This window comes from Bradyrhizobium sacchari (genome assembly GCF_002068095.1).
GTDB classification, from domain to species: Bacteria; Pseudomonadota; Alphaproteobacteria; order Rhizobiales; family Xanthobacteraceae; genus Bradyrhizobium; species Bradyrhizobium sacchari.
On record NZ_LWIG01000001.1, the window covers coordinates 78,071 to 102,871 of the forward strand.

Below are 24,801 nucleotides of genomic sequence, written 5' to 3' on the forward strand. Positions count from 1 at the left end.
GGCGGGCATTTCTCGGCCGGGCATATCAAGCGGGACGGGGACGCGTTCAGGTTTGTGGCGCTGGGGTGATCTCCGTGTCCCGGACGCGGTGCAGCGTGCAACGCTGCTCCGCTGAGCCGGGACCCAGAATGCAGCGACATGGGGCCCGGCTTTGCGCCGCACCGCTTCGCGCTGCGTCGCGTCCGGGACACGAGACCCATGCCCGCCCACCGAATTTCGAAGGCTGCAATGCGGCCCGCTTTGAGCGGTTGAATTTCCCGCCGCCCTGTTCCATGAAGCTATTTAACCGATCGGTCCATCTCCAGGGAGAAACGAGAATGAAGCTTGTTCGTTATGGCGAAAAGGGTGCGGAAAAGCCCGGTCTGATCGACAAATCCGGCCAGTTGCGCGACCTGTCGGCGCATCTGAAGGACCTCACGGGCGAGGCCTATTCGCCGGAGTCCCTGCAGAAGCTGGCGGCCCTCGACCCCGCCTCGCTGCCCGCCGTCTCCGGCAAGCCGCGGTTCGGCGCGCCCGTCACCGGCATCTCGAAATTCGTCGCCATCGGCCTCAATTACAGCGACCACGCCAAGGAAACCGGCGCTGCGATCCCGACCGAGCCGATCATCTTCATGAAGGCCAACACCTCGCTGTCCGGCCCTAACGATGCGGTCGAGAAGCCGCGCGGCTCGACCAAGCTCGACTGGGAGGTCGAGATCGCCGCCATCATCGGTACCCGCGCCAAGTACGTCTCGGAAGCCGACGCGCTGAACTACGTCGCCGGCTATTGCGTCTGCAACGACGTCTCCGAGCGCGCCTTCCAGATCGAGCGCCTCGGCCAGTGGACCAAGGGCAAGTCGCACGACACCTTCGGCCCGGTCGGACCGTGGCTCGCGACCAAGGACGAGATCAAGGACGTGCAGAACCTGTCGATGTGGCTCGACGTCAACGGCCAGCGCCGCCAGACCGGCTCGACCAAGACCATGATCTTCTCGATGGCCAAGTGCGTCTCCTATGTCTCGCAGTTCATGACGCTCTTGCCGGGCGACATCATCACCACGGGCACTCCGCCCGGCGTCGGCCTCGGCATGAAGCCCCCGACCTTCCTCAATGTCGGCGACGTCGTGACGCTCGGCATCGAGGGCCTCGGCGAGCAGCGCCAGGAGATCGTGGCGGCGTAGGGCTGCGCTTTCTCTTCGTCATTGCGAGGAGCTCTTGCGACGAAGCAATCCAGGTTCTTTCTACGGAGACGGTCTGGATTGCTTCGCTTCGCTCGCAATGACGAAAACAACCGCCGGATGTTCATCAGGATCGTTCCATGAAGCTCACCTTCTCCCCCGCCTCGCCCTTTGCCCGCAAGGTGCGCATCGCCGCGATCGAGCTCGGGCTGATCGACAAGATCGAGCTGACACCCGCAACCGTCGCGCCGGGCACGGCCAACGAGGATTATTCGCGCATCACGCCGCTGAAGAAACTGCCGGTGCTGATTACCAATGACGGCGACGTCATTTTGGACTCCTATGTCATTGTCGAGTATCTCAACGAGATGGCCGGCGGCAGCCTGATCCCGGACTACGGCCCGCGGCGCTGGAAGGCCAAGACCAATCACTCCCTGATCAACGGCATGCTCGATTCGATGCTGCTGTGCCGCTACGAGAAGATGGTGCGGCCGCAGGGCCTGCAATGGCAGGCGTGGTCGGACGATCACTGGAACAGGGCCTGGACCGGCATGGCGCGCTTCGAGAACATGCCTGACGTGCTGAACGGCCCGTTCGACATCTCGCAGATCGGCCTCGTTTGCGTGCTCGGCTATGCCGATTTCCGCTTCGCCGATTGCGGCTGGCGCAAGGCCTATCCGAAGCTCGATGCATTCCACCAGAAGATGCTGGAGCGGCCTTCGGTGAAGATCTCGGTGCCGCCGGCGGCATAACCCGCAAGGAGTGTCCATGAGCCTGAAATACGCGGTCGGCGACCTCACCATCCATCGCGTCGTCGAACAGGAAACCTCCTTCGTCCCGGCGCTGGAAATGCTGCCGGGATTGACGGCCGAGGTGCTGGCCGAGAACCGGGCGTGGATGCGGCAGGCCAAGGCACTCGACGACAACGATGTGCTGATGTTGTGCTTCCAGTCCTACGTGGTGAAGACGCCGCACCACACCATCCTGGTCGACAGCTGCATCGGCAACGACAAGCCGCGCCCCAATCGGCCGAAATGGAACATGAAGACCGACGACACCTATCTGCGCGGACTCAACGCCGCGGGGGTCTCGGTCGACGACATCGACTTCGTGATGTGCACGCATCTGCATGTCGACCACGTCGGCTGGAACACGCGGCTGGAGAACGGCCGCTGGGTGCCGACCTTCCCCAAGGCGCGCTACGTCTTCGCCAGGCGGGAATACGACCACTGGTTCGCGGAGAATGCGAAGGCGGAGATTCCACCCTTTGCCGACAGCGTGCTGCCGGTGGTCGAGGCAGGGCGCCACGAGCTCGTCGGCAACGACCACCAGATCGGCGATCACGTCCGCATCCTGCCGACGCCCGGTCACACGCCGGGCCATATCGCCATCACGATGGGCCGCAGCAAGGACGATGCCGTGTTCTCCGGCGACCTCATGCATTCGCCGTTGCAGACGCTCTATCCGGAGCTGTCGATCAAGTTCGACGTCGATCCGGCTGCTGCTGCAAGAACGCGCCGCGGCTTCCTGGAGCGCTATTGCGATACCGACACGCTGTGCTGTACCGCGCATTTCCCTTCGCCGTCGGTCGGCAAGATCAAGCGCAAAGGCAACGCGTTCGTGTGTGCGGCGGTTTAGCGAGATGCCGTAGGTGAGTAGTACAGCGGCTGCGCAAAGCGCAGCCGCTGAGCGTAACCCACCTCTTTGGGTTCTGCAGAGACAGAAGCGGTGGGTACGCCTTCGGCTAACCACCCTGCGATTCCACCCAAGTGTAGGAAACGATGCCCGATCTCCCCGACATTCCCCTCCCCGCCGGCATCCGTTCGCGCCACGTCGACGGCATCAACGGCCTGCGCATGCATGTGCTCGAGGCCGGCTTCGAGACCAAGGGACGTCCCTGCATCCTGCTGCTGCACGGCTTTCCCGAGCTCGCCTTCTCCTGGCGCAAGGTGATGCCGGCGCTCGCGGAGGCCGGCTATCACGTCATCGCGCCGGATCAGCGCGGCTATGGCCGCACCACGGGATGGGCCGCGGACTATGACGGCGATCTCGCGCCGTTCTCTCTCCTCAACCTCGTGCGCGATGCGCTCGCTTTGGTGTCGGCCTTCGGCTACAGGCAGGCCGACCTGGTTGGGCACGATTTCGGCAGCCCGGTCGCGGCCTGGTGTGCACTGATCCGGCCCGACGTGTTCCGCTCGGTGACGCTGATGAGCGCGCCATTCGGCGGAGCGCCGCCGCTGCCGTTCAACACCGTTGATAGTCCCGCAAAGCCTGCGATCGAAGACCCCGTGCATCGCGAGCTCGCCGTCCTGCCGCGCCCGCGCAAGCATTATCAATGGTACTATTCGACACGCGAAGCCAATGCGGACATGCAGCACGCGCCGCAGGGCGTGCATGATTTCCTGCGCGCCTATTATCATCACAAGAGCGCGGACTGGACCGCCAACAAGCCGTATCCGCTCAAGTCCTGGTCGGCAGACGAGCTGGCAAAGCTGCCGACCTACTACGTGATGGACGCCGGCGAGACCATGGCCGAGACCGTGGCGAAGGAGATGCCCTCGCCGGCCGCCATCGCCGCCAACCAATGGCTGCCTGACAGCGATCTCGCCTACTACAGCGCCGAATATGGCCGCACCGGATTTCAGGGGGGCTTGCAATGGTATCGCTACGGCACGTCGGGCATGCTCAACAGCGAGATGCAGCTGTTCGCGGGCCGCAGCATCGATGTGCCGTCCTGCTTCATCTCCGGCAAGCAGGACTGGGGCACCTATCAGCGCCCCGGTATATTCGAGGCGATGCAGGAGCGCGGCTGCACCAGGATGCTCGGCTGCCATCTCGTCGACGGCGCCGGCCATTGGGTGCAGCAGGAACAGCCGGGCGAGGTGAGCCGGTTGCTGCTCGACTTCCTCGCGAGAAGCGGCACGGCTTGATTTGACCCGGAAACGGCCGCGGCCTATATAGTTTAGAATAATTCTAAACTATGCAAACAGGGCCGCCGTGAAGAATTTTGCCGATCTGACCGAGCGCGAGGTGCTGGCGGTCGCGATCTCCTCCGAGGAGGAGGACAGCCGCATCTACATGACCTTCGCCGAGGATCTGAAGGAGCGCTATCCGGACTCGGCCAAGCTGTTCGAGCAGATGGCCGAGGAGGAGCGCGGCCATCGCCACATGCTGCTGGAGATGTATGAGCAACGCTTCGGCCAGCATCTGCCGCCGATCCGCCGCGAGGACGTCAAGGGTTTTCTGCGCCGCCGGCCGATCTGGCTGACCAAGAACCTGCCGCTCGACACCATCCGCCGCGAAGTCGAGACCATGGAGCTCGAGGCCGAGCGCTTCTATGCCAAGGCCGCCGAGCAGGCCGAGGACGTCAATGTGCGGCGGCTGCTCGGCGACCTCGCCGAAGCCGAGAAGAACCACGAGCACACCGCCGCTAGGCTGACCGACGAGATCCTCAAGCCCGACGTGCGCGCCGAGGAAGACCGCACGCGGCGGCGGATGTTCGTGCTGCAATATGTGCAGCCGGGCCTCGCCGGCCTGATGGACGGCTCGGTCTCGACGCTGGCGCCGCTGTTCGCAGCCGCCTTCGCCACGCACCAGAACTGGCAGACGTTTCTCGTCGGCCTCGCCGCCTCGATCGGCGCCGGCATCAGCATGGGATTTGCGGAAGCGCTCTCCGACGATGGCTCGCTCACCGGGCGCGGCTCGCCCTGGCTGCGCGGCGTCACCTGCGGCGCGATGACGACGCTCGGCGGGCTTGGCCACACCGCGCCCTATCTCGTGCCCGACAGCTGGCCCAATGCATTCTGGATCGCGACGGCAATCGCCTGCGTCGTCGTGTTCTTCGAATTGTGGGCGATCGCCTTCATCCGCTCGCGCTACATGGACACGCCGTTCCTGCAGGCCGTGTTCCAGATCGTGCTCGGCGGCGCCATCGTGCTCGCGGTGGGGATATTGATCGGGGCGGCGTAGCAGCCCCACACGCGCCGTCATCGCCTGGCTTGACCGGGCGATCCAGTACGCTGCGGCGGATATGGTGAGAGCGAGCTCTCCAACGCGGGCCTCTGGAATACTGGATCGCCCGCCTTCGCGGGGGCGATGACAACTTGAGACACATCAACCTCAGTCAAACAGCGGTTGCAGCGTTCGGCCAAGCTGCGCATCATCCTCAGACGACCAGAGCGGGAGAAGCTGCCGTGGCCAAATCGGGAGGGAGTTTCAAGAGCGCGGTCGAACTGTCGGCTGCATTGAGCGCGAGGAAGGTCTCCGCGGTCGAACTCATGCAGGATGCGATCGATCGCATCGAACGGCACGACGGCAAGATCAACGCGATCTGCGTCCGGGATTTCGATCGCGCGCTCGGCGCCGCGCGCGAGGCGGACGCCGCCTTGGCCCGCGGCGAGCGCAAGCCGCTGCTCGGCCTGCCCGTGGCGATCAAGGAATCCTTCAACATCGCCGGCCTGCCGACGACCTGGGGATTCGTGCCGCAGAAGGATTTCAGGCCGGCGGAAGATGCGCTGCCGGTGGCCCGTATCAAAGAGGCCGGCGGCGTGGTCCTCGGCAAGACCAACGTGCCGGTCGGCCTCGCCGACTGGCAGAGCTACAACGACATCTACGGCACCACCAACAACCCCTATGATCTCGGCCGCACGCCGGGTGGATCGTCCGGGGGATCATCGGCAGCTCTCGCAGCGGGCTATTGCGCGCTCGCCATCGGCTCCGACATCGGCGGCTCCCTGCGCGTGCCGGCATTTCATTGCGGCATCTTCGCGCACAAGCCGACCCTCAATCTCTGCCCGGCACGCGGTGAGACCCCGCCGCCATTGCCAGCCCTTCCGCGTGAAGGCGACCTCGCCGTCATCGGCCCGATGGCGCGCAGCGCTGCGGACCTCTCCTTGCTGCTCGACATCATGGCCGGACCGGATCCGCTGGACGCCGGCGTCGCCTACAAGCTCGACCTGCCTGCTGCGCGACATCAGTCGCTGCGGGATTTTCGTGTCCTGGTGATCGACAGCCATCCGCTGCTGCCGACCGACCGGGATGTCCGCGGTGCGATCGACAAGCTCGCAACCGACCTCGCGAAGGCCGGCATGACGGTCGCGCGCGAGAGCGCACTGCTGCCGGATTTCGCGGAGACGTCGCGGCTTTACATGCGCATGCTGCTGGGCTTCCTCGGCGCGTTCTTCCTGCCCGACGAACTCGCGGATTCGCAGGCGCGGGCGAACCGGTTGTCGCCGGGAGACCACAGCCTCGGCGCCGAGCGGCTGCGCGGCACGGTAGCAAGCCACCGCGCATGGGTGCTCGACGCGGGTAGGCGCGCCGGCCTGCGTGCGCAATGGCGCGCGCTGTTCAGTAGCTTCGACGCGGTGATCTGCCCGATCATGCCGACGCCGGCCTTTCCGCATGATCATTTGCCGGAACAGGATCTGCGACGCATCAGCATCGACGGCACGCACTACCCCTATTCCGATCAGCTTGCCTGGCCAGGCATCGCAACGCTTCCGGGCCTGCCTGCGACCGCCGTTCCGCTCGGGCTATCGAAAGACGGCCTGCCCGTCGGCGTCCAGATCGTCGGCCCGTGGCTGGAGGACCGCACGCCGCTGAAGCTCGCCGAGCTGATCGAGCGCGAGTTTGGCGGGTTCGTGCCGCCGAAAATGTTCGACGATTAGTCGTTCCGTCATTGCGGGCGTAGCGAAGCAATCCAGCATCTTTTCGCGGCAGCAGTCTGGATTGCTTCGTCGCAAGAGCTCCTCGCAATGACGGAACAAAACAATTTTGAGGTTCCGGATTCGTGCTTCGCGCGCCCCGGAATGCCAGGGAGAGAGGACGCACCATGAGCCAGGACCTCGAACAGCTCACCGCGCTGAACCGCGACTATGTCGCCTCGGTGCAAAATTGCGACGTCAGGCGCTTCGACGAGATCCTCGCGCCGGAGTTCTACTGCTCCAATCCCGACAAGACGCTGGTCGATCGCGCCGCCTTCCTCGAGCAGACGGCGCGGCCGATCGCAATCCGCAACCTGCATGCGTATGACGTCATCATCCGCATTATGGGCGACTTCGCCATCATCCACGCCGCGACCAGCTACACGACGGCCGATGGCCAGCAGGCGACGGGGCGGTACACCGATTGCTGGGCGAAGAAAAACGGAACATGGCTGGCCGTGTCCGCGCACGTCTCGCGGTGAGGCGGACGCGCTGACGTTCCACCCTCCGCTGTCATGCCCCGGCTTGACCGGGGCATCCAGTACTCCGCGGCGGCAATTGTGCGAACGACCGCTGCGGAGTACTGGATCGGCCGCCTTCGCGGGCGATGACACCTGTTTTGTAGCTGCGCTGGTGAACGTCAGCGCTCAGCTGTCGAACACGATCACGCTGCGCAGGGTCTTGCCGGCTTTCATGTTGGCGAAGCCCTCGTTGATCTCGCTGAGCTTCAGCTTCGCCGAGATCCAGTCCTCGAGGTGCAGCCGTCCCCGCAGGTAGAAATCAACAAGCCGGGGCATGTCGACGCGGAAATGGTTCGAGCCCATCGAGGAGCCCTGGATCCTGCGCTCGCGCAGGAAATCGAAGCCGTGCAGTTCGATCTTCTGGCCGAACGGGATCATGCCGACGATGGTGGCGGTGCCGCCGGCGGCGAGCATGCCGAACGCCTGCTCGGCGGTTTCCTTGCGGCCGAGCACCTCGAAGGAATGATGCACGCCGCCATTGGTGAGGTCGCGGACCTGCTTCACGACGTCGCCGTCGGCGGGATTGACGAGGTCGGTCGCGCCCAGCTTGGTCGCGAGCTGGAGCTTTGCCGGATTGGTGTCGATGGCGATGATGCGGCCGGCGCCCGCGATCTGCGCGCCGTTGATCGCAGCCATGCCGACCCCGCCGCAGCCGATCACCGCCACGGTCTCGCCAGCCGTCACCTTCGCCGTGTTCACCACCGCGCCATAGCCGGTGATGACGCCGCAGCCGATCAGCGCGGCGAGATCGAGCGGCATGTCCTTGCGGATCTTCACGATGGCGTTCTCGTGCACCAGCATCTGCTCGGCGAAGGAAGAGAGATTGAGGAACTGATGCAGCTTCTCCGGCTTCGACCACTGCATGCGGTTGGAGACGCCCGGCAGCATCTTCACCGTCGCATCGGTGCAGAGCACGGTGCGGCCGGTGGTGCAATTGTCGCAGGTACCGCAGAACACCGATAGGCAGGTGACGACATGATCGCCCGGCTTCACGTAGGTAACATCGGAGCCGACCTGCTCGACCACGCCGGCAGACTCGTGCCCGAGCACCGCCGGCAGCGGATGCGGATAGAGGCCTTCCATGAAGTGCAGGTCGGAGTGGCAGAGGCCGGCAACCGCGGTGCGGATCAGCACCTCGCGCGGGCCGGGCTTCGGCAGGCTGACATCCTCGATGACCAGCGGCTGGTTGACTTCATAGAGGACGGCGGCCTTCATCGAACACTCCCTGTCGCGTTTTTATTTGATCGCGGCGCGCAGCCTACGCTGTCAGAACCAGTTCGCCAACCTCGCTCATGTCGGCATCGCGATCGCCGAGCAGCAGCACGGCGATCTTCGTCTGCGCGGCATTTTCCGTCAGCCGGAACGGATCGCTCGGCGACACGCGATGGTCGATGACGAGGCGCGACAACAGCAACCGGCGCGCGTCACCACGGATGTCGTGAATGCGATGCGCCTCCCAGGCGAGCGCGACCGCGCTTGCGACATGATAGAGCAGGCTGGTGGCACGCCGCGCATCGGCTTCGTTCTCCGGCTTGCCCGCGACCTCACGCGCGAAGCCGACCACCCGATCGACGAGGCCGCGCAAATTGTCGCGCCAGGCCTGCGGCACGGAGGCGCTGTCGTCGAGCCGGGCGTGCAGATCCGCTGATAGCGCGGATTCCGCGCCGTGGCGGCCGACCGCGCGCCGCAGCGCATCGATGGCGACGATGTTGCCGGTGCCCTCCCAGACCGAGCCGAGATGCGCATCGCGCAAGAGCCGCGGCGTCGCGAATTCCTCGATATAGCCGATGCCGCCGCGCATCTCGAGCGCATCGCCGCAGACTTTTCGCGCATCGCGCGTGGCGCGGAATTTCAGCGTGGGGGTGAGGATGCGCAGCAGCGCTGCCGCGTCCTGGCTGCCGGCTTCGGCCCGGTCGAGCGCGTCGGCCGTGAGAAAGCTCATCGACAGCGCCTGCTCGACCGGCAGCATGATCTTCAGCATCTGCCGCCGCCCGAGGGGCAGATCGATGATGCGCTGGCCGAACACGACGCGGTTCTTTGCCACCATCATCGCGTCATGATAAGCGCGGCGCATCAGCGCGGTGGATTTGACGCCGTTGGAAAGCCGCGACGAGTTCACCATCTCGGCCATCTGCACGAAGCCGCGGTCGAGCTTGCCGACCGCGTAGGCGATGGCGCCTTCGAGCTTGATCTCGCCCGAGGCCATCGAGCGCGTGCCGAGCTTGTCCTTCAGGCGCACGATCCGGTAGTGGTTCTGCGCACCATCGTCGAGGAAGCGCGGCATCAGGAACAGGCCGACCCCGCGCGTGCCGGGACCGGCGCCTTCCGGGCGCGCCAGCAGCATCACCACCTTGGCGTCGGCATTCGAGCAGAACCATTTCTCGCCATAGATCCGCCAGTGGTCGCCCTCCTGCACCGCGCGCGTCGTCAGCGTGCCGACGTCGGAGCCGCCCTCCTTCTCGGTCATGAACTGGCCGCCTTGCGTCAGCTTGCTCATGTCGGTCGAGGTCAGTCCATCCAGATATTTCGCCTTAAGCGCCTCGCTGCCGAAATTCGCCAGCAGTTTGGCGCAGCCATCGGTGACGTTGATCGGGCAGCCCATGCCGAATTCGGCCTGGTTGAACAGAAAAGTGAAAGCGTGCTTGGCGACGACAGGGTATTTGTCCGGCCAGCCCATGATGCCCTTGCGGATCGAGAGCGCGTGGATGCCGAACTCGCCGAACGCGGCGTTCTCCAGCTCGCGATAGGCCGGATGATATTCGATCGACTGCACGTCGCGCCCGAACTTGTCGCGCTGATGCAGCACCGGCGTGTGCCGGTCGGCAAGCCGTGCGCATTCGTCGAGCCTGCCGCCGGCGAGCTCGCCGAGGCGGTCGAGATGCGGCTCGATGTGGCGGAACAGGTTGTCCGGCAGATGGATGCGGAGCAGGTCCGTCAGCGCCGGATCGGCGCGGTAGAAATTCATGCCTGACGTATCGGGTGCCAGCAGGCCGGACGGCTCGGCCGCGACATGTTTCGGCTGCGCTGGGACCGGCTTGTGCATGATCGTCCTCTTCGTTTCCGCCTTGCGGACATTTTGCGCTGTTTTGGCGCTTGCCGCTTTGGATGATGTCGATCATGCTCCAGTCGCGAATGGCGATAAAGCCGCAAATTGTCAGGGAGGCATGATCGCCGTGATGGAGCAATTCGCTCTGCGGAATTGTGATCCACCCGGCTGGTTGTCCGCACGGCCCATGCATAGATCAACGGCTTCCCTGTCCCGAGAAATCCCGCCAGAGACCAAATCATGGAACATCCGAAATACAAGATCGCGCTCATCGTTGGTGCCGGCGAAGGCCTGAGCGCCTCGCTGGCCCGGCTGCTGTCCACGCAGGGCATCCGCGTCGCGCTTGCCGCGCGCAAGATCGAAAAGCTCGGCGCGCTCTGCAGCAAGACCGGCGCGAAGGCCTACGCCTGCAACGCCACCGAGCCGGAGGAGGTCGAGCGCCTGTTCGGCCTGGTCGAGCGCGAGATCGGCACGCCCGATCTCGTCGTCTACAACGCCAGCGGCCGCACGCGCGGCCCGTTCGTCGATCTCGTCCCGGCCGATGTCGCGCAGGCGATCGCGGTCAGCGCCTATGGCGGCTTCCTGGTGGCGCAGCAGGCGGCGAAGCGCATGCTGCCGAACCAGCACGGCGCGATCCTGTTCACCGGCGCCTCCGCCAGCGTCAAGGGCTACGCGCAATCGGCTTCCTTCGCGATGGGCAAGTTCGCGCTGCGCGGGCTCGCCCAGAGCCTGGCGCGCGAACTCTCGCCACAAGGCATCCATGTCGCGCATTTCGTCATCGACGGCGGCATCCGCAGCGCGGCGCGCACGGAACCGGCCGACAAGCCGGATTCGATGCTCGATCCTGATGCGATCGCGGCGAGCTATTGGAACGTGTTGCAGCAGCCGCGCAGCGCCTGGAGCTGGGAGCTGGAGTTGCGGCCCTGGGTGGAGAAGTTTTGAGACGACAACGTAGCAACAACCGTCCATTGCGAGCGAAGCAATCCAGAAATGTGTCCGTGGAAGCGGGCTGGATTGCTTCGCTTCGCTCGCAATGACGAAAAAGAGAGGGAGGCGACATGACTACGGAAGAAACCACCGTCGACACCGGCACCAGAGAACTCCTCTGCGTCATCCGCGACCGCGTCGCCATCATCACGCTGAACCGGCCGGAGGCGCGCAATTCGCTGTCGGACGCGCTGACGCCGGCACTGCGCACCATGATCCGGACCTGCGCCGAGGATCCGAATGTCGGCGCGCTGCTGCTCACCGGCGCGGGCGAAGCGTTCTGCGCCGGCGGCAACGTCAAGGGCATGGGCGCGCATCGCGATCCGAAAAAGCTCGAAATGTCCCTCGACGACAGGGTCGCCGATCTGCAGGAGCGGCAGCGGCTGCTCACCGGCGCCCTGGTATCGGTGCGCAAGCCGACCATCGCCGCGCTGCCCGGTCCCGCGGTCGGCGCCGGGCTTGCCATCGCCATGGCCTGCGACATCCGCATCGCCGCGCAATCAGCCTTCGTCGCCACGGGCTATGCGCGCATCGCGCTCAGCGGCGATTACGGTATCGCCTGGCTGCTGACGCGCCTCGTCGGCACCGCGCGAGCGCGCGAATTGATGTTCACAGGCGATCGCGTCGACGCCACGCGCGCCGAAGTGATCGGCCTCGTCAACCGTGTCGTGCCCGACGACAGACTGCAGACCGAAGCGTTCGCGCTGGCAAGTTCGCTCGCCGAAGGCCCGCGCCTCGCGCTGCGCTACATGAAGGACAATCTCGACGAGGCCGTGCTGTTCGACTTCGAAACCGCGCGCGACCACGAAGCCGAACGACTGGTGCGCCTGACCACGACCGCCGACCACAAGGAAGCCGTGCAGGCGTTCATTGAGAAGCGCAAGGCGGTGTTCACGGGGAAGTAGGCAGCCCGGCGGAGCCACACACGCGATGGCTTTCGCCAGGAGGACTCGGAGAGAGAGCGCCGCTAGTTGGCAGGCGCCCGCGCAAAATCCACGAACGCCCGCAGCGCCGCCGGCAGTTGGCGGCGGCTTGGGTAGTAGAGGAAGAAGCCGGGATAGGCCGGGCACCAGTCGGCGAGCACGCGGATCAGCTTGCGCTTGGCCAGCAGCGCTTCGACCTGCTGCTCGAAGACGTAAGCGAGGCCGACGCCGTCGAGCGCCGCATCGACCATCAGGTCCTGGTCGTTCATGGTCAGCGGCCCCGTGACGTCGATCGAGAGCTCGATGCCGCCGCGCTCGAACTCCCAGTGATAGAGCGCGCCTGAGGTGAAGCGGTAGCGGATGCAGGGCAGGCCTTTCAGGTCATGCGGCGTGGTCGGCGGCCTGTACGTCCTAAAGAAGGCAGGCGCGCCGATCACGGCGAAACGGTGCCGCGGGCCGATCGGCACCGCGATCATGTCGGCGGCGATGGTCTCGCCAAAGCGCACGCCGGCGTCGAAGCGGGCCGCGACCATGTCGATCAGGGAATCGTTGATGACGATCTCGACGCTAACGTCGGGGAATTCCTTCAGGAAACGCGTCACGATCGGCAGCAGAACTAGCTGCGCCGACTGGCGCGCGGCGGTGAAGCGCAGCGTGCCGGCGGGCTTGCCGCGAAAATTGTTGAGATCCTCTAGCGCGTCGTCGATGTCGCGGAAGACCGGCGTGATGCGGGCGAACAGAAGCTCGCCGGCCTCGGTGAGCGCGACGCTGCGGGTGGTGCGGTTGACGAGCCGCAGGCCCAGCCGCTCCTCGACATTGCGCAGAGCGTGCGACAGGGCGGACGGCGTCACGCCAAGCTCGGTCGCAGCCGCACGAAAACTGCGGTGGCGGGCGATGGCGAGAAAGGTCGCAAGGTCCGACGGGTCGACCCGCATTGATGAATTTTTCTCAATAGCTTACGGATCATATAGCGGATTATCTCAGCTATGGCGAGCGGCTACTCCTTGCCCATCAGCTTCGGCACATCGCCGGGGACCAAATGGAAAGGGCAATATCATGCGTGTCTGGTTCATCACGGGAGCATCCCGCGGATTTGGTGCTTTGATCGCCGAAGCCGCCTTGAAGGCCGGCGATGCCGTGGTCGCGACCGCCCGCGATCCGTCGACCGTCACCGCGCGGCTGGGCAGTCACGAGCGGCTGCACGCCACCCGGCTCGACGTCACCAGCGAGGCCGAGGCGCATGAGGCCGCCGGCGAGGCCGTGAAGCGTTTCGGGCGCATCGACATCCTCGTCAACAATGCCGGCTATGGCCTTCTGGGCGCGATCGAGGAAGCCAGCGATGCAGAAACGCAAAAGCTGTTCGGCACGAACGTGTTCGGGCTCCTCAGTGTCACCCGCGCGGTGCTGCCGCATATGCGCCGCCAGCGTTCCGGCCACGTCATCAACATCTCGTCGGTCGGCGGTTACGCCGGCTATCCCGGCTGGGGCGTCTATGGCGCGACCAAATTCGCGGTCGAGGGAATCAGCGAGGCGCTGGCCGGCGAAGTCGCGCCGCTCGGCATCAGGGTGACCGTGGTCGAGCCCGGATTCTTCCGCACCGACTTCCTCGACGAGAGCTCGCTGTCGCGCACCGCGCAGGTGATCGACGACTATCACGAGAGCGTCGGCAGGACCCGCGCGCATGCGGCCGACGTCAATGGCGGCCAACGCGGCGATCCGCGCAAGCTGGCGCAAGCCTTCCTGAAACTGGTCGATGCGAAAAACCCGCCGCTGCGCCTGCCGCTCGGCAGCGACACGGTGGAGCGGATCGAGGCGAAGAACAGCTTCGTTGCGCGGGAGCTGGCGGGGTGGCGGTCGGTCGCAACCTCCACCGACTTCACCAGTGACGACGCCTGAGCGGGCAAAAAAAATGCCCGGCTCTGGATCGCCAGGGCCGGGCTTGCAGTGGTGTCAGGCCGAGGCTGAGGGGCTTTCGGCCTGACGGGAAAGGGCGGCGAGGCGCCAGCTCGCGCAGGGAATGTCGTTGGGTGCGACGCTGATTTCCTTGGCGAAGCGCACCAGCTTCCAGTCGTCAGGATGGTTGACGAAGGCGAAGCCGGATTTGCGCGCGAGCGAGACCATGGCCTCGTTGGAGCGCAGCGTGTCGCCGAACATGTGCTCAGCCCCAAGCGCGGCTGCGCGGCATTCGAGATTCTTCATGAGCGCGGTGGCAATGCCGTGGCCCTGCCAGCGGTCGTCAACCGACAGGCCGAATTCGAGCCTCGCCCCTTCCGCTTGCAAAGCGTAGCGCGCCTCGGCGACGATGGTCTCGAAGCCGTCGACCATCTTAGTCGCGACGACGGTGAAACGCTCGTGTTCGCCGACCTCGAGGAAATCGTGCAGCAGGCCCTTCGGCAATTCGCTGATGGCGCCGAAGAAGCGGTTGTAGCGGGAGCGGGTCGAGAGCGAGCGGAAATAGTGCTGCAGCTCGTCGGTGTCGCGCGGCTCGACGAAACGGACGCTGAGCACGGTACCGTCGCGGGTGCGCAGTGTGTCCGAATATTGCTTCAGGTCTTCGAGGCGGAGAGTGCTCATGACACGAACCCTTCAAAAAGGGACCGCCGGCGCCCCTGTGAACAGGCGGCGCCGGCCTGGCGGCCAATCAGGCCCGCCAGAAGGGTTTGTCAGCCTCATAGGCGATGTCGGACCAGGACAGGCCGACGTCGTGGAGATCGCGGGCGGTCCAGTGGGTGAGCTCGCGCCGGGTCCTGTAGCGCTCGTGCCAGACGTGAAGCGTCTCGCCGATCTGCTGGATCAGGCCGTGTGCATGATGATTTGTCATCGAATTGTCGGTCAAAGTAGACATTTTCAGCTCCTGGAGCTAAGTTGACTGCTAATATCTGCTTCTCGCCGCGCTGCGACAAACGACAATTTGTACCCTTTCGCATGAAATAACGTCATGCATCCTGTTGCCAGATGACTGCCAGATTGCCGTCCCTCAACGGTTTGCGGGCGTTCGAGGCCGCCGCGCGCCATCTCAGCTTCACGCTGGCGGCCAGCGAGCTGAACGTGACCCAGACCGCGATCAGCCATCAGATCCGCAGGCTCGAGGAGGAGCTCGGCATCCGCCTGTTCATCCGGCAGAACCGCGCGCTGGCGCTGACGCCGGAGGCGCGCGACTATCTGCCGGGCGTGCGCGCCGCCTTCAACGACCTGCGCCTTGCCACCGACCGCCTGCTGCGCAAGGACGATGACAAGGTGCTGACGGTCTCGACGATCGCCTCGCTTGCCGCAAAGTGGTTGCTGCCGCGACTCACCGATTTCCAGGAGAGCCATCCCGGTATCGACGTCCGCATCACCACATCGACCAGCCTCGTCGACTTCCAGCGCGACAATGTCGATGTCGCGATCCGCTACGGCCGCGGCCAATGGCCGGGCGTGCGCGCCGACTGGCTGATGGCGGACGAGTTGTTCCCGGTGTGCAGCCCCTCGCTGCTGCGCGGTGACAAGCCGCTACGTCGTCCGGAGGATCTGAAGGACCACGTGTTGCTACACACCAATGTCAGTGACGACTGGCGGCTGTGGCTGACCGCGGCGGGCCTCTCGCCCGGCATCTCCCGGCAGCCCGGCATCACCTTCGACATGACCTTGATGACGGTGCAGGCGGCGATCGACGGAATGGGCGTGGCGATGGGACGGACCTCCTACGTCCAGGACGACATCGCCAAGGGACGGCTGGTGGTCCCCTTCAAGATCGCGCTGCCGGCGGATGCTGGGTTTTACCTGGTCTCTCCCGACGGCCGCCGAGAGGCACCGAAGCTCGCCGCGTTCCGCCAATGGATCGTCGCTGCGACGCAAAATAAAGACTGAAATATCATCAGCTTCGCTCGGAAAACCGATTGACTCGCGGTGCCCCGCGCGGGAAGGGGTAAGACAGATTGTCGCAGCTTCAATCTGTCGCCTAGCCGTGAAATGAGTTCCGGTCCGGCCACGTCTTTTCCAAGGGGAGCAACGTCATGGCTGGACCAGCCGCCTCAACCAGTCCGCCCGCCATCAAGTCGCGCATCGGCGCGATCCTGCGCGCCACAAGCGGCAATTTCCTCGAGCAGTTCGATTTCTTCCTGTTCGGCTTCTATGCGGCCGCGATCGGCAAGGCGTTCTTCCCCTCGAGCAACGAGACCGCATCGCTGCTCAACACTTTCGGCGTGTTCTGGCTCGGCGCCTTGATGCGGCCCGTCGGCGCCATCGTGCTCGGCGCGTACATCGACCGCATCGGCCGCCGCCAGGGCCTGATCGTCACGCTCGGCATCATGGCGTTCGGCACCGTCGTCATCGCGTTCTGCCCGAGCTATGCGACCATCGGCATCGCGGCGCCCGTCATCGTGCTGATCGGCCGCCTGCTGCAAGGCTTCTCCGCCGGCGTCGAGCTCGGCGGCGTCTCGGTCTATCTCGCGGAGATCTCCACGCCCGGCAACCGCGGCTTCTACACCTCGTTCCAGTCGTCGAGCCAGCAGGTCGCGATCTTCGTGGCGTCGATCCTCGGTTACATCCTGTCCGAGATGATGCCGGCGGACACCGTCGCGTCCTGGGGCTGGCGCATTCCGTTCTTCGTCGGCTGCCTGATCATTCCGCTGATCTTCTTCCTGCGGCGCACGCTGGAGGAGACGCCGGCCTTCCTCGCCATGAAGAAGCATCCGACCGCGAGCGAGGTGTTCGCCTCCGCGCTTGCCAACTGGCGCATCGTGCTGCTCGGCATGATGATCGCGGTGCTGACCACCACGACGTTCTACTTCGTCACCGTCTACACGCCGACCTTCGGCAAGACAGTGCTGAAGCTGTCGACGCAGGATGCGCTGCTGGTAACGCTGCTGGTGGCCGTCACCAACTTCATCTGGAACCCGGTCGGCGGCGCGCTGTCCGACCGCATCGGCCGCAAGCCGGTGCTGATCGGGATCGCCGGCCTCTCGCTCCTCACCGCCTACCCGGCGCTGTCCTGGCTGGTGGCCGCGCCGACCTTCGGCAAGCTGCTCGCCGTCGAGATGATGTTCTCGTTCTATTTCGGCATGTACAGCGGCACCATGCTCGGCGCGCTCGTCGAGATCGTGCCGGCGCACGTGCGCACCACCTGCTTCTCGCTCGCCTTCGCGCTCGCGGCTGCGCTGTTCGGCACGTTCACGCCGTTCGCCTCGACCTGGCTGATCGACACCACCGGCAACAAGGCCGCGCCCGGCGCCTGGCTGATGTTCGCCGCCCTGCTCGGCATCATCGCGGCCTCGATCGTCTATCGCGGCGGCGGCAAGGCGGTGCCGACCTATGACACGGCGGCGGAGCCGGTCGCGGGGCAGTAGCGAACTGTCATTCCGGGGCGCGCGTGGCGCGAGCTATGATGCGCAATTGCGCATCGGAGAATCCATTTCTCCCAGCATTTCTGTCGCACGATGGATTCCGGGTTCAACCCTGCGGGCTGCCCCGGAATGACAGTGGGGCTACAGCTCCACCACCACGTAATCGCTCTCGACCTTCACCGTGACAGTCTCGGCGACATACGGCCCCTTCACCACGCTTGCGCCCGGCTCGACTTGGGCCGGATAGGCCTTCACGCGGAAGCGACGGGGGTCGCAATAGGATTGGCCGGTGCGGATGTCGAACTCCCAGCCGTGCCAGGGGCAGCGAATGATCTCGCCGAGTTTCGTATATTCGATCTCGCCGGGATTGCTCGACTGTGCGAGGCCGATGAGCGGACCCTCGCACAATGCCGCGCCCTGATGCGGGCAGCGGTTCATCAGGCCAAAATATTCACCCTTGATGTTGAAGACCGCGATCGGCCGGCCGTCGATCTCCAGGAATTTTCGCGTGCCCGGCGGAAGCTCATCGACCGGCGCAATCACATGTCGCGCCATGCTTTATGTCTTCCGCATGATCTGATCGAAAAACCGCTTCACACTTTTTCGGATCATGCGGCTATACCGTACAGCTTCTTCGCATTGCCGAGATAAAACGCCTCGCGATTGGCTTCGCTGACACCCGCCGGCAGCACGCGCGACGGCTCGTCATAGTCCCAATGCGGATAATCGGTCGCGAACAGCAACTTGTCCCAGCCGACCCATTTGATGACGTCGAACAGATCCTCGCGCCTTTCCGGATCCTCCATCGGCTGCGTCGTCCACCACACCTGCTCGCGGATATATTCGGACGGCGGCCGCTTCACATGCGGCACTTCGCTGCGCAGCCGCTTCCACGCCTTGTCGAGCCGCCAGGCCAATGACGGCGCCCAGCCGAAGCCAGCCTCGATCATCACCATCTTCAGCTTCGGAAAGCGCTCGAAAACGCCCTCCAGCACGAGGCTCGCCAGTGCCGATTGCTGGCACTGCGAGTGCCCGACCATCTCCTCGATGTAATAGGACGGCCAACCCGACGGCGTGATCGGGTTGCCGCCGAAGCCGAAGGCGTGGACGCCGACCGGAAGACCCGCCTCTTCGGCGGCCTGGTAGATCGGCCAGTAGCGGCGCTGGCCGAGCGGCTCGACATTGCGGCTGAGCAGCAGCACCTGCACGAAGTTCTTGTCGCCGGCCCGCTCGCGGATTTCGGCGGCGGCCGACAGCCCGTCCTCATTGCCGACGACAATCGAGGCCTTCAGCCGCTTGTCCTTGCTGGTCCATTTGTCGATCTGCCAGTCGTTGATCGCCGAGCACAGCGCGGCCGAGAGCTCGTGATTGCGGATGCCCTGCCCGGTATTGAGCGGATTGAGCACGCCGAGCTGCACATTGTTGGGATCGAGCAATTGCTTCTGCATGAAGGCGAGCGAGGATCCCTGCGGGCCGCCTTCCGGCGGCCAGGCGTCGCGGCGCGAGGCATTGGGCTGCGCCTTCGGATAGGGCGGGCCTTCCATCATGCCCTGATAGGCATGGACGCCGTAGACCTCGAGATGATGCTGCCAGCGCTTGGCGAGGTAGGGATAGAGCTCGGTGCGGGTGGCGCGTGCCGGGTGGATGTCGCAGTCGGCGATCGCGGTTTTGGCGGTCAGTGGGGAAGCGGCTTCTTGGCTCTCGCGGAACTGGATGTTCATCGCCTTGCCTCCTTTGGCAGCGGGCTCACGTCAGGCGGGGATAGGTTGCATGCGGATTATCGATCATGATCTTGCGCACGAGATCGGGGGACAGACCTTCGGGCAGCGCGTCCTGGTCGTCGAACTGCCAGTGCGGATAGTCCGTGGAGAATAAGACCAATTCGTCTGACTGCATATGCTCAAACAGGCGAATTAATGTCTCGGGTTCCGGCGGCGCATCAAATGGCTGTAACGAGAAGCGGATGTTGCTGCGCACAAGTTCCAGCGGCGCGCGATCGACCCACGGCGTCTCCATCCGCACCCCGCGCCAGAACTTGTGCAGCCGCCAGAGATAAGGCGCGATCCAGGAAACTCCGGACTCCAGCATCACCATTTTCAGCCGCGGATATTTGGCGAACACACCTTCAACGATCAGGCTGGTGAGCTGGGTCTGGAACGCCTGGGCCTGACCGACATAATCCTCGATGTGATAGGAGCCCCATCCCACCGCAGTCGGCGGATTGTGATAGGCGGAACCGGCATGGATGCCGATCGGCAGGTCGAGCCGTTCCGCCGCTTCATAGATCGGCCATAGCGCGCGCTTGCCGAGCGGCGTGTCGCCCATGACCAGCATCAGCACCTGCACGAAGCGCCGGTCCTCCGCGCAGCGCTCGATCTCGGCGACGGCCTTCTCGACGCTTTGCGTGGGGATCACGATCGAACCACGCAACCGTGAATCGCGATCGAGCCATTCCTTCACGAGCCACTCGTTCAGCGCGCGGCAGAAGGCGGCCTGCAAATCTTCCGAAAACACCATCTGCACGCCATAGAGCGGATTGCAGATGGCATGTTTGAGCTGGAAGGGATCGAGCACATGGCGCTGCATGTCCGACAGGCTCTCACCGGGTTTTCCCGTCTCTGGACGCCAGTCGGGACGCGCATTGATCGGCGAGTTCTGCGGATAGGATTGCGAGATGAGATCGACCATGCCGCGCGTCGTCACCTGATCGCGCCAATAATCGTTCAGGTACGGCAGCAGGCTGGTCAGATGCGGCACGGCCGGATGCACGTCGCAATCGATGCCGCCGGCGATCAGGGACGCCATGACGTCTCCCTTCTCTCGTTTCCTCGCATGTCTCTTCTTTACCCGCCATTCAAGCAGGCCTGCCCGTCGCCCGCAACTCGGCCAAGCCTGCTGTCATATGCTAGGACGGCTGAGCTCGGTTGCGAAGGAATAGGGGTCTTTAGGGATGAAAGAGCTCATCGGCATAGCGGAACAGGTCGCGGCGAAACTGATCGCGCGCAAACAGACCATTGCGGTGGCGGAATCGTCGGGCGGCGGACTGATCTCGGCGAGCCTCCTCGCGGTGCCCGGGGCGTCGGCCTATTTCCTCGGCGGCGCCGTGGTCTACACGCGCGATGCCAGGCGCGTGCTGATGGATATTTCGGACGAAGGAATGAAGGGCTTTCGTTCGTCCTCGGAGCCTTATGCGAAGCTGCTCGCCGAGCAGATGCGCAGCCGCTTCAATTCTGACTGGGGCCTGTCCGAGACCGGCGCCGCCGGCCCCACCGGCAACCGCTACGGCGATGCCGCCGGCCACAGCTGCATGGCGGTCGCTGGCCCCGTGTCAGAGGTGATGACGCTGGAGACGGGGAGCGGCGACCGGTTCGCGAACATGCAAATGTTCGCGGCGACGGCGTTGAGGTTGTTGTTGAGGAAGCTGTCGGAGTAACTGCGTGATTGCTTGGCGGTGAGATGGAGTGGCTGTGCTCCATCCTCGGTGTCGCCTGGCGAAGGCCAGGACCCATACCCCCAGGGAGATGTTTGGCGAAGACTGGTCGTTCGGGATTGGTACCGGACATGATCGATAGATTCCGCGGTATGGGTCCTGGCTTTCGCCAGGACGACGACAGGGCCTACGGCCCCAGATGCCGCATGAAAATCCGCACCACATAGCCCTGCACGCGCGGCGCCTCGTCGTAGAGGTCGGACGCGATGCGTTCGATGGTCTCGCGCAAGGACAGGAATTGCGCCTGACGTGCGCTGCTTTCGGTGCCCTGCATGCCCGCGAGCTGGTCCATCGCGGCGTCGCTTATTTGGCAGTCCACGACGTCACCATCGTTCAGCATGGTGAAGCGGAAGGCCAGCCGTTCGAGGTCATGGCCGATGATCTTGTCGCGCGTCAGCGGCATCCAAATATCCCGTTCGCGCCCCCGAACGGGACAATGCTGAAAATCTGACGCGTTGTCACCACCCGCGCCAAAGCGCGATGAGATTTGGTTGAATCGTCTTCGCGCTTTAGGTTGTTGTTTACGCATGACCTTTCCGGAAAACCGCTTCGCACTTTTCCGGATCATGCTTCAGGGGACATGGCCGTCATACGCCGCTGTTCAACAGTGCGCGCCCGTCAGTCGGCCATGCCAAGGCGTCAGTAGACGAGCGCCGTGCCTGTCGGCTTGTCCAGTGCCGCGGCCAGCGATTGATATTCCTCGCAGCTCGTTCCACAGATGGATGCGATCCGGCCGAGGTGATAGAGCGCTTGCTCGCGGTTGCCTCGCTCGAGCTGCCACAGTCCATAATATTGCCACGTCAGCACGTGGTTCGGATCTGCCTGCAAGGCGCGCTCGTACCAGACCTGCGACTGCTCGTAGTCGCCGAGCTTGCGGTAGGAGTAGCCTATGAGATTGGCGACGTTCGGATGATCGTCATGGCCGAGCGACTTCAACTGCGCGATCGCGGCCGCATAATCGTTGCGCTCGTAGATGGTATCGTAGGCGGCGCGGTAACCGGCGGCGAAAGCGGGATCGCCGATGCTGGACTGGTTGCCTTGCTTCTTGCCTTTCTGGGTCGCCCTGGTGCCCGGCCGCTTCGGGTAGGCTGGCTGCGGCTTCTGATCCGAATAGGCGCCGGCATAGGGATCGGTGGAACTGATGCTGCCACCCCCTCCTCCACCGCCGCCGCCTCCGCCCGCGGCGAACGCCGGCGAAATCCACAACGTTGCCGCAAATGTGCCAAGCGTGACGAGCCTGATCATCCCTGTGAACATCTCCGTCTCCTGTCCTGCTTCAAGCGGCCCCGGACAAATTGATAACCCTGCCTCGGCAGTGATATTCCGGGACGCTGCCCTCACGGAGACGTCAGCATTCGTACGGCAGTTCTGTTGTCCTTTACTGGAATGCCACTTCGGCAAAGCTTCTCAGCTTTCGCGAATGCAGGCGCTCCGATTCCTGCTGCTTGAGCCGCTCCAGCGCTTTCAGGCCGATCTCGAGATGCTGGCCGACACGGCGGCGGTAGAATTCGCTGGCCATACCCGCGAGCTTGATCTCGCCATGCAGCGGCTTGTCGGAGACGCACAGCAGCGTGCCGTAGGGAACGCGGAAGCGGTAACCGTTGGCGGCGATCGCGGCCGATTCCATGTCGAGCGCCACCGCGCGCGACTGCGACATGCGGCGGATCACCTCAGGCCCCGAGATCTCCCAGTTGCGGTTGTCGACGCTCGCGACAGTCCCCGTGCGCATCAGGCGCTTGAGCTCGAAGCCTTCGAGACCGGTGACGTCCTCGACGGCCTCCTCGAGGGCGACCTGCATCTCGGCCAGTGCCGGAATCGGCACCCAGAGCGGCAGCTCGCGATCGAGCACGTGATCCTCGCGCACATAGCCGTGCGCGAGCACATAATCGCCGAGCCGCTGCGTGTTGCGCAGGCCCGCGCAATGGCCGAGCATCAGCCAGGCGTGCGGCCGCAGCACGGCAACGTGGTCGGTGACGTTGCGCGCATTCGACGGGCCGGTGCCGATGTTGATCAGCGTGATGCCGCGATAATCGGGCTCGACGAGATGAAAGGCCGGCATCTGCGGCGTGCGCACGGGCGCGGCTCCCGTCGTCGCGCCACCGGCGCGCGTGATGACATTGCCGGGCGCGACGAAGGCGTCGAGGCCGGCTTCCCCGGCCTGAAGCCGCTGCTGGCAGAGCTGTACGAAGGCGTCGACATAGAACTGGTAGTTGGTGAAGATCACGAAGTTCTGGAAATGCTCGGGGTCGGTGCCGGTGTAGTGGTAGAGCCGGCGCAGCGAGTAATCGACGCGGGCGGCGCGAAACAAGGATAACGGCTCGGGTGCGCCGGGCTGCAGTACGAAGGTGCCGTCGGCGATGGAATCGTCCATGGTGGCGAGGTCAGGGACGTCGAACGCGTCGCGCAGCGAGCGCGTCACCGGGGAGTTCTCGCTGGTGGTGATGGCGGCTTCGATGTTGATGTCGCGGCGATAGGCGAAGTGGATCGGGATCGGCTCGGCCGACTCGCCGATCTCGACCGGCACGCCATGGTTCTGGATCAGAAGGCCGATCTGCTCGGTCAGGTAGCTGCGGAACAGATCCGGCCGCGTGACGCTGGTCTCGTGCACGCCGGGTCCGGCGACGAAGCCGTAGGACAGCCGCGAATCCAGCCGCGCATGCGTCGCGGTGGTGAGGCGGACGAAGGGATAATAGGCCCGCACCCGCGTGGTGACGGCTTCGCCGCCGACATAGGCCTCGAACCGGTCGCGCAGGAATTTCGTGTTGCGCTCGTAGATCTCCTCGAGCCGGGCGACGGCAAGTGAAGCGTCGGAAAAGGATTTGGTGGCGATGGACGGAGGGGACTGCATTGTTCGACCGCCGGGTTGCTGTTTGCGATCGCAGTATAGCAAACTGACAGCCAAGTCGACATTGCGAGCGAAGCGAAGCAATCCAGAAATCTGTCCGCGGGGACAGTCTGGATTGCTTCGCTACATTCGCATGACGAGGAAAGATGAAACGCGCTCTTCGCGCGTCACTTCTCGCGGAAGGCCCGCATCAGCTGGTCGTGCAGCGGCTTCATCAGATAGGACAGCATGGTGCGGTCGCCGGTCTGGACGAAGGCTTCCACGGGCATGCCGGGGATGATCTTGACGTCGCCGAGACGGGCGATCTCCTCCGGCGGCATCGAGACGCGGATGGTGTAGTAGCTCTGGCCGGTGCGCTGCTCGGTGGTGACGTCGGGCGAGACACGGCTGACGACGCCGTTGAGCTCGGGCGTGGTGCGCTGGTTGAAGGCGGACAGGCGCAGCAGCGTCTTCTGGCCGATCTGGAGCTTGTCGATATCGACGGGATTGACCTTGGCCTCGACCTGGAGGTCGTCGGCCTGCGGCACGATCAGCATCAATGTGTCGCCGGCGGTGACGACGCCGCCGACAGTGTGCACGGTCGATTGCAACACCATGCCATCCTGCGGCGCGCGGATGTCGACGCGGCGAAGCTGGTCCTCGGCGGCGACCTTGCGCTCGATCAGCTCGCCGATCTTGTCGTTGGTCTCGCGCAGATCCTTGGAGACCTCGCTGACCATGTCCTTGTCGACCTGGATGATCTGAAGCTCGGTCTCGGTGATCTTGCCCTTGGCCTGCGCGCGCGAGGCGATGTACTGCGCGCGCTC

At 64.6% G+C, this 24,801-nt stretch carries 25 protein-coding genes; 13 read left to right on the forward strand and 12 right to left on the reverse strand.

All coding sequences use genetic code 11. The features are described from left to right. The first annotated feature begins 317 nt into the window (after window positions 1-317). The 7 genes from A5906_RS00415 to A5906_RS00445 all read left to right on the forward strand — a co-directional run bounded on the left by A5906_RS00415 (window position 318) and on the right by A5906_RS00445 (window position 7,341). Window positions 318-1,160, forward strand: coding sequence for a fumarylacetoacetate hydrolase family protein (locus tag A5906_RS00415; RefSeq protein ID WP_080133343.1), 843 nt, complete (start codon window positions 318-320; stop codon window positions 1,158-1,160). 137 nt (window positions 1,161-1,297) lie between these two features. After that, window positions 1,298-1,909, forward strand: a complete 612-nt coding sequence (locus A5906_RS00420) for a glutathione S-transferase family protein (RefSeq protein WP_080133344.1) — start codon at window positions 1,298-1,300, stop codon at window positions 1,907-1,909. A gap of 16 nt (window positions 1,910-1,925) precedes the next feature. Then, window positions 1,926-2,795 carry an MBL fold metallo-hydrolase gene (locus tag A5906_RS00425; RefSeq protein WP_080133983.1) on the forward strand — a complete coding sequence of 290 codons (870 nt, stop codon included), beginning with the start codon at window positions 1,926-1,928 and terminating at the stop codon, window positions 2,793-2,795. Window positions 2,796-2,938: 143 nt separating this feature from the next. After that, entirely contained in the window at window positions 2,939-4,087 is a 1,149-nt protein-coding gene (locus tag A5906_RS00430) for an alpha/beta hydrolase (RefSeq protein ID WP_080133345.1), read from the forward strand. Window positions 4,088-4,154: 67 nt separating this feature from the next. Beyond that, window positions 4,155-5,126 carry an iron exporter MbfA gene (mbfA, locus tag A5906_RS00435; RefSeq protein WP_080133346.1) on the forward strand — a complete coding sequence of 324 codons (972 nt, stop codon included), beginning with the start codon at window positions 4,155-4,157 and terminating at the stop codon, window positions 5,124-5,126. Between the two features lie 224 nt (window positions 5,127-5,350). Then, window positions 5,351-6,823 carry an amidase gene (locus A5906_RS00440; RefSeq protein ID WP_080133347.1) on the forward strand — a complete coding sequence of 491 codons (1,473 nt, stop codon included), beginning with the start codon at window positions 5,351-5,353 and terminating at the stop codon, window positions 6,821-6,823. Between the two features lie 164 nt (window positions 6,824-6,987). After that, window positions 6,988-7,341, forward strand: coding sequence for a nuclear transport factor 2 family protein (locus A5906_RS00445; protein WP_018643355.1), 354 nt, complete (start codon window positions 6,988-6,990; stop codon window positions 7,339-7,341). Window positions 7,342-7,506: 165 nt separating this feature from the next. Here the strand turns inward: A5906_RS00445 and A5906_RS00450 are convergent, their stop codons facing one another. Both A5906_RS00450 and A5906_RS00455 read right to left on the reverse strand, forming a co-directional pair. After that, window positions 7,507-8,595, reverse strand: a complete 1,089-nt coding sequence (locus A5906_RS00450) for a Zn-dependent alcohol dehydrogenase (RefSeq protein WP_080133348.1) — start codon at window positions 8,593-8,595, stop codon at window positions 7,507-7,509. Between the two features lie 43 nt (window positions 8,596-8,638). Then, window positions 8,639-10,423 (reverse strand): acyl-CoA dehydrogenase family protein, encoded by a 1,785-nt coding sequence (locus A5906_RS00455; protein ID WP_080133349.1) that lies wholly within the window; start codon window positions 10,421-10,423, stop codon window positions 8,639-8,641. A 243-nt stretch (window positions 10,424-10,666) separates the two neighbouring features. On the opposite strand from A5906_RS00455, the gene A5906_RS00460 reads away from it, so the two are divergent. Together A5906_RS00460 and A5906_RS00465 are read left to right on the forward strand one after the other, a co-directional pair. Then, window positions 10,667-11,368 (forward strand): SDR family NAD(P)-dependent oxidoreductase, encoded by a 702-nt coding sequence (locus tag A5906_RS00460; protein WP_080133350.1) that lies wholly within the window; start codon window positions 10,667-10,669, stop codon window positions 11,366-11,368. 116 nt (window positions 11,369-11,484) lie between these two features. Continuing rightward, a complete protein-coding gene (locus A5906_RS00465; protein WP_080133351.1) occupies window positions 11,485-12,318 on the forward strand; it encodes an enoyl-CoA hydratase in 834 nt (277 codons plus the stop codon). A 62-nt stretch (window positions 12,319-12,380) separates the two neighbouring features. On the opposite strand, the gene A5906_RS00470 is transcribed toward A5906_RS00465, so the two are convergent. Continuing rightward, window positions 12,381-13,271, reverse strand: a complete 891-nt coding sequence (locus A5906_RS00470) for a LysR family transcriptional regulator (RefSeq protein WP_080133352.1) — start codon at window positions 13,269-13,271, stop codon at window positions 12,381-12,383. A gap of 121 nt (window positions 13,272-13,392) precedes the next feature. On the opposite strand from A5906_RS00470, the gene A5906_RS00475 reads away from it, so the two are divergent. Continuing rightward, window positions 13,393-14,232: an oxidoreductase gene (locus tag A5906_RS00475; protein WP_080133353.1), complete on the forward strand. Its 840-nt coding sequence runs from the start codon at window positions 13,393-13,395 to the stop codon at window positions 14,230-14,232. A 54-nt stretch (window positions 14,233-14,286) separates the two neighbouring features. Here A5906_RS00475 and A5906_RS00480 read toward each other — a convergent pair whose 3' ends face one another. Further along, window positions 14,287-14,910 carry a GNAT family N-acetyltransferase gene (locus tag A5906_RS00480; RefSeq protein WP_080133354.1) on the reverse strand — a complete coding sequence of 208 codons (624 nt, stop codon included), beginning with the start codon at window positions 14,908-14,910 and terminating at the stop codon, window positions 14,287-14,289. A 67-nt stretch (window positions 14,911-14,977) separates the two neighbouring features. Beyond that, window positions 14,978-15,181 carry a DUF1127 domain-containing protein gene (locus tag A5906_RS00485; RefSeq protein ID WP_080133355.1) on the reverse strand — a complete coding sequence of 68 codons (204 nt, stop codon included), beginning with the start codon at window positions 15,179-15,181 and terminating at the stop codon, window positions 14,978-14,980. Window positions 15,182-15,291: 110 nt separating this feature from the next. Between A5906_RS00485 and A5906_RS00490 the strand changes: the two genes are divergently transcribed. Both A5906_RS00490 and tcuC read left to right on the forward strand, forming a co-directional pair. Beyond that, on the forward strand, window positions 15,292-16,185 hold the full coding sequence (locus tag A5906_RS00490; RefSeq protein ID WP_080133356.1) for a transcriptional regulator GcvA: 894 nt from the start codon (window positions 15,292-15,294) through the stop codon (window positions 16,183-16,185). Window positions 16,186-16,331: 146 nt separating this feature from the next. Continuing rightward, complete coding sequence (tcuC, locus tag A5906_RS00495; RefSeq protein ID WP_080133357.1) at window positions 16,332-17,663, forward strand: MFS transporter; 1,332 nt, start codon at window positions 16,332-16,334, stop codon at window positions 17,661-17,663. A 138-nt stretch (window positions 17,664-17,801) separates the two neighbouring features. Here tcuC and A5906_RS00500 read toward each other — a convergent pair whose 3' ends face one another. From A5906_RS00500 to A5906_RS00510, 3 genes are read right to left on the reverse strand one after another with little or no spacing between them, the layout of a single operon-like run. After that, window positions 17,802-18,215 (reverse strand): Rieske (2Fe-2S) protein, encoded by a 414-nt coding sequence (locus tag A5906_RS00500; protein ID WP_080133358.1) that lies wholly within the window; start codon window positions 18,213-18,215, stop codon window positions 17,802-17,804. Window positions 18,216-18,268: 53 nt separating this feature from the next. Beyond that, a complete protein-coding gene (locus A5906_RS00505) occupies window positions 18,269-19,381 on the reverse strand; it encodes an amidohydrolase family protein (protein ID WP_080133359.1) in 1,113 nt (370 codons plus the stop codon). 25 nt (window positions 19,382-19,406) lie between these two features. Continuing rightward, window positions 19,407-20,465 carry an amidohydrolase family protein gene (locus A5906_RS00510; protein WP_080133360.1) on the reverse strand — a complete coding sequence of 353 codons (1,059 nt, stop codon included), beginning with the start codon at window positions 20,463-20,465 and terminating at the stop codon, window positions 19,407-19,409. Window positions 20,466-20,610: 145 nt separating this feature from the next. On the opposite strand from A5906_RS00510, the gene A5906_RS00515 reads away from it, so the two are divergent. Continuing rightward, a complete protein-coding gene (locus A5906_RS00515; RefSeq protein WP_080133361.1) occupies window positions 20,611-21,093 on the forward strand; it encodes a CinA family protein in 483 nt (160 codons plus the stop codon). Window positions 21,094-21,277: 184 nt separating this feature from the next. Here A5906_RS00515 and A5906_RS00525 read toward each other — a convergent pair whose 3' ends face one another. The 4 genes from A5906_RS00525 to A5906_RS43595 all read right to left on the reverse strand — a co-directional run. Continuing rightward, window positions 21,278-21,553, reverse strand: a complete 276-nt coding sequence (locus A5906_RS00525) for a DUF1488 family protein (RefSeq protein ID WP_080133363.1) — start codon at window positions 21,551-21,553, stop codon at window positions 21,278-21,280. Between the two features lie 236 nt (window positions 21,554-21,789). After that, the gene (locus A5906_RS00530; RefSeq protein ID WP_080133364.1) at window positions 21,790-22,407 is read right to left on the reverse strand and encodes a tetratricopeptide repeat protein; all 618 of its coding nucleotides are present in this window, start codon (window positions 22,405-22,407) and stop codon (window positions 21,790-21,792) included. A gap of 121 nt (window positions 22,408-22,528) precedes the next feature. Then, complete coding sequence (locus tag A5906_RS00535) at window positions 22,529-23,998, reverse strand: AMP nucleosidase (protein ID WP_080133365.1); 1,470 nt, start codon at window positions 23,996-23,998, stop codon at window positions 22,529-22,531. 164 nt (window positions 23,999-24,162) lie between these two features. Beyond that, the coding region (locus A5906_RS43595) for an HlyD family type I secretion periplasmic adaptor subunit (protein WP_245326537.1) at window positions 24,163-24,801 on the reverse strand (639 nt) is incomplete at its 5' end.

What these genes read in the sequence shown, in the direction of transcription:
- A5906_RS00500 (WP_080133358.1), bottom strand. Translation starts at nt 18,215, where the DNA reads ATGGCGCGACATGTGATTGCGCCGGTCGATGAGCTTCCGCCGGGCACG.
- A5906_RS00420 (WP_080133344.1), top strand. Translation starts at nt 1,298, where the DNA reads ATGAAGCTCACCTTCTCCCCCGCCTCGCCCTTTGCCCGCAAGGTGCGC.
- tcuC (WP_080133357.1), top strand. Translation starts at nt 16,332, where the DNA reads ATGGCTGGACCAGCCGCCTCAACCAGTCCGCCCGCCATCAAGTCGCGC.
- A5906_RS00445 (WP_018643355.1), top strand. Translation starts at nt 6,988, where the DNA reads ATGAGCCAGGACCTCGAACAGCTCACCGCGCTGAACCGCGACTATGTC.
- A5906_RS00460 (WP_080133350.1), top strand. Translation starts at nt 10,667, where the DNA reads ATGGAACATCCGAAATACAAGATCGCGCTCATCGTTGGTGCCGGCGAA.
- A5906_RS00475 (WP_080133353.1), top strand. Translation starts at nt 13,393, where the DNA reads ATGCGTGTCTGGTTCATCACGGGAGCATCCCGCGGATTTGGTGCTTTG.
- A5906_RS00530 (WP_080133364.1), bottom strand. Translation starts at nt 22,407, where the DNA reads ATGTTCACAGGGATGATCAGGCTCGTCACGCTTGGCACATTTGCGGCA.
- A5906_RS00415 (WP_080133343.1), top strand. Translation starts at nt 318, where the DNA reads ATGAAGCTTGTTCGTTATGGCGAAAAGGGTGCGGAAAAGCCCGGTCTG.
- A5906_RS00430 (WP_080133345.1), top strand. Translation starts at nt 2,939, where the DNA reads ATGCCCGATCTCCCCGACATTCCCCTCCCCGCCGGCATCCGTTCGCGC.
- A5906_RS00505 (WP_080133359.1), bottom strand. Translation starts at nt 19,381, where the DNA reads ATGAACATCCAGTTCCGCGAGAGCCAAGAAGCCGCTTCCCCACTGACC.
- A5906_RS00525 (WP_080133363.1), bottom strand. Translation starts at nt 21,553, where the DNA reads ATGCCGCTGACGCGCGACAAGATCATCGGCCATGACCTCGAACGGCTG.
- A5906_RS00535 (WP_080133365.1), bottom strand. Translation starts at nt 23,998, where the DNA reads ATGCAGTCCCCTCCGTCCATCGCCACCAAATCCTTTTCCGACGCTTCA.
- A5906_RS00450 (WP_080133348.1), bottom strand. Translation starts at nt 8,595, where the DNA reads ATGAAGGCCGCCGTCCTCTATGAAGTCAACCAGCCGCTGGTCATCGAG.
- A5906_RS00485 (WP_080133355.1), bottom strand. Translation starts at nt 15,181, where the DNA reads ATGTCTACTTTGACCGACAATTCGATGACAAATCATCATGCACACGGC.
- A5906_RS00480 (WP_080133354.1), bottom strand. Translation starts at nt 14,910, where the DNA reads ATGAGCACTCTCCGCCTCGAAGACCTGAAGCAATATTCGGACACACTG.
- A5906_RS00515 (WP_080133361.1), top strand. Translation starts at nt 20,611, where the DNA reads ATGAAAGAGCTCATCGGCATAGCGGAACAGGTCGCGGCGAAACTGATC.
- A5906_RS00510 (WP_080133360.1), bottom strand. Translation starts at nt 20,465, where the DNA reads ATGGCGTCCCTGATCGCCGGCGGCATCGATTGCGACGTGCATCCGGCC.
- A5906_RS00455 (WP_080133349.1), bottom strand. Translation starts at nt 10,423, where the DNA reads ATGCACAAGCCGGTCCCAGCGCAGCCGAAACATGTCGCGGCCGAGCCG.
- A5906_RS00470 (WP_080133352.1), bottom strand. Translation starts at nt 13,271, where the DNA reads ATGCGGGTCGACCCGTCGGACCTTGCGACCTTTCTCGCCATCGCCCGC.
- A5906_RS00490 (WP_080133356.1), top strand. Translation starts at nt 15,292, where the DNA reads ATGACTGCCAGATTGCCGTCCCTCAACGGTTTGCGGGCGTTCGAGGCC.
- A5906_RS00425 (WP_080133983.1), top strand. Translation starts at nt 1,926, where the DNA reads ATGAGCCTGAAATACGCGGTCGGCGACCTCACCATCCATCGCGTCGTC.
- A5906_RS00465 (WP_080133351.1), top strand. Translation starts at nt 11,485, where the DNA reads ATGACTACGGAAGAAACCACCGTCGACACCGGCACCAGAGAACTCCTC.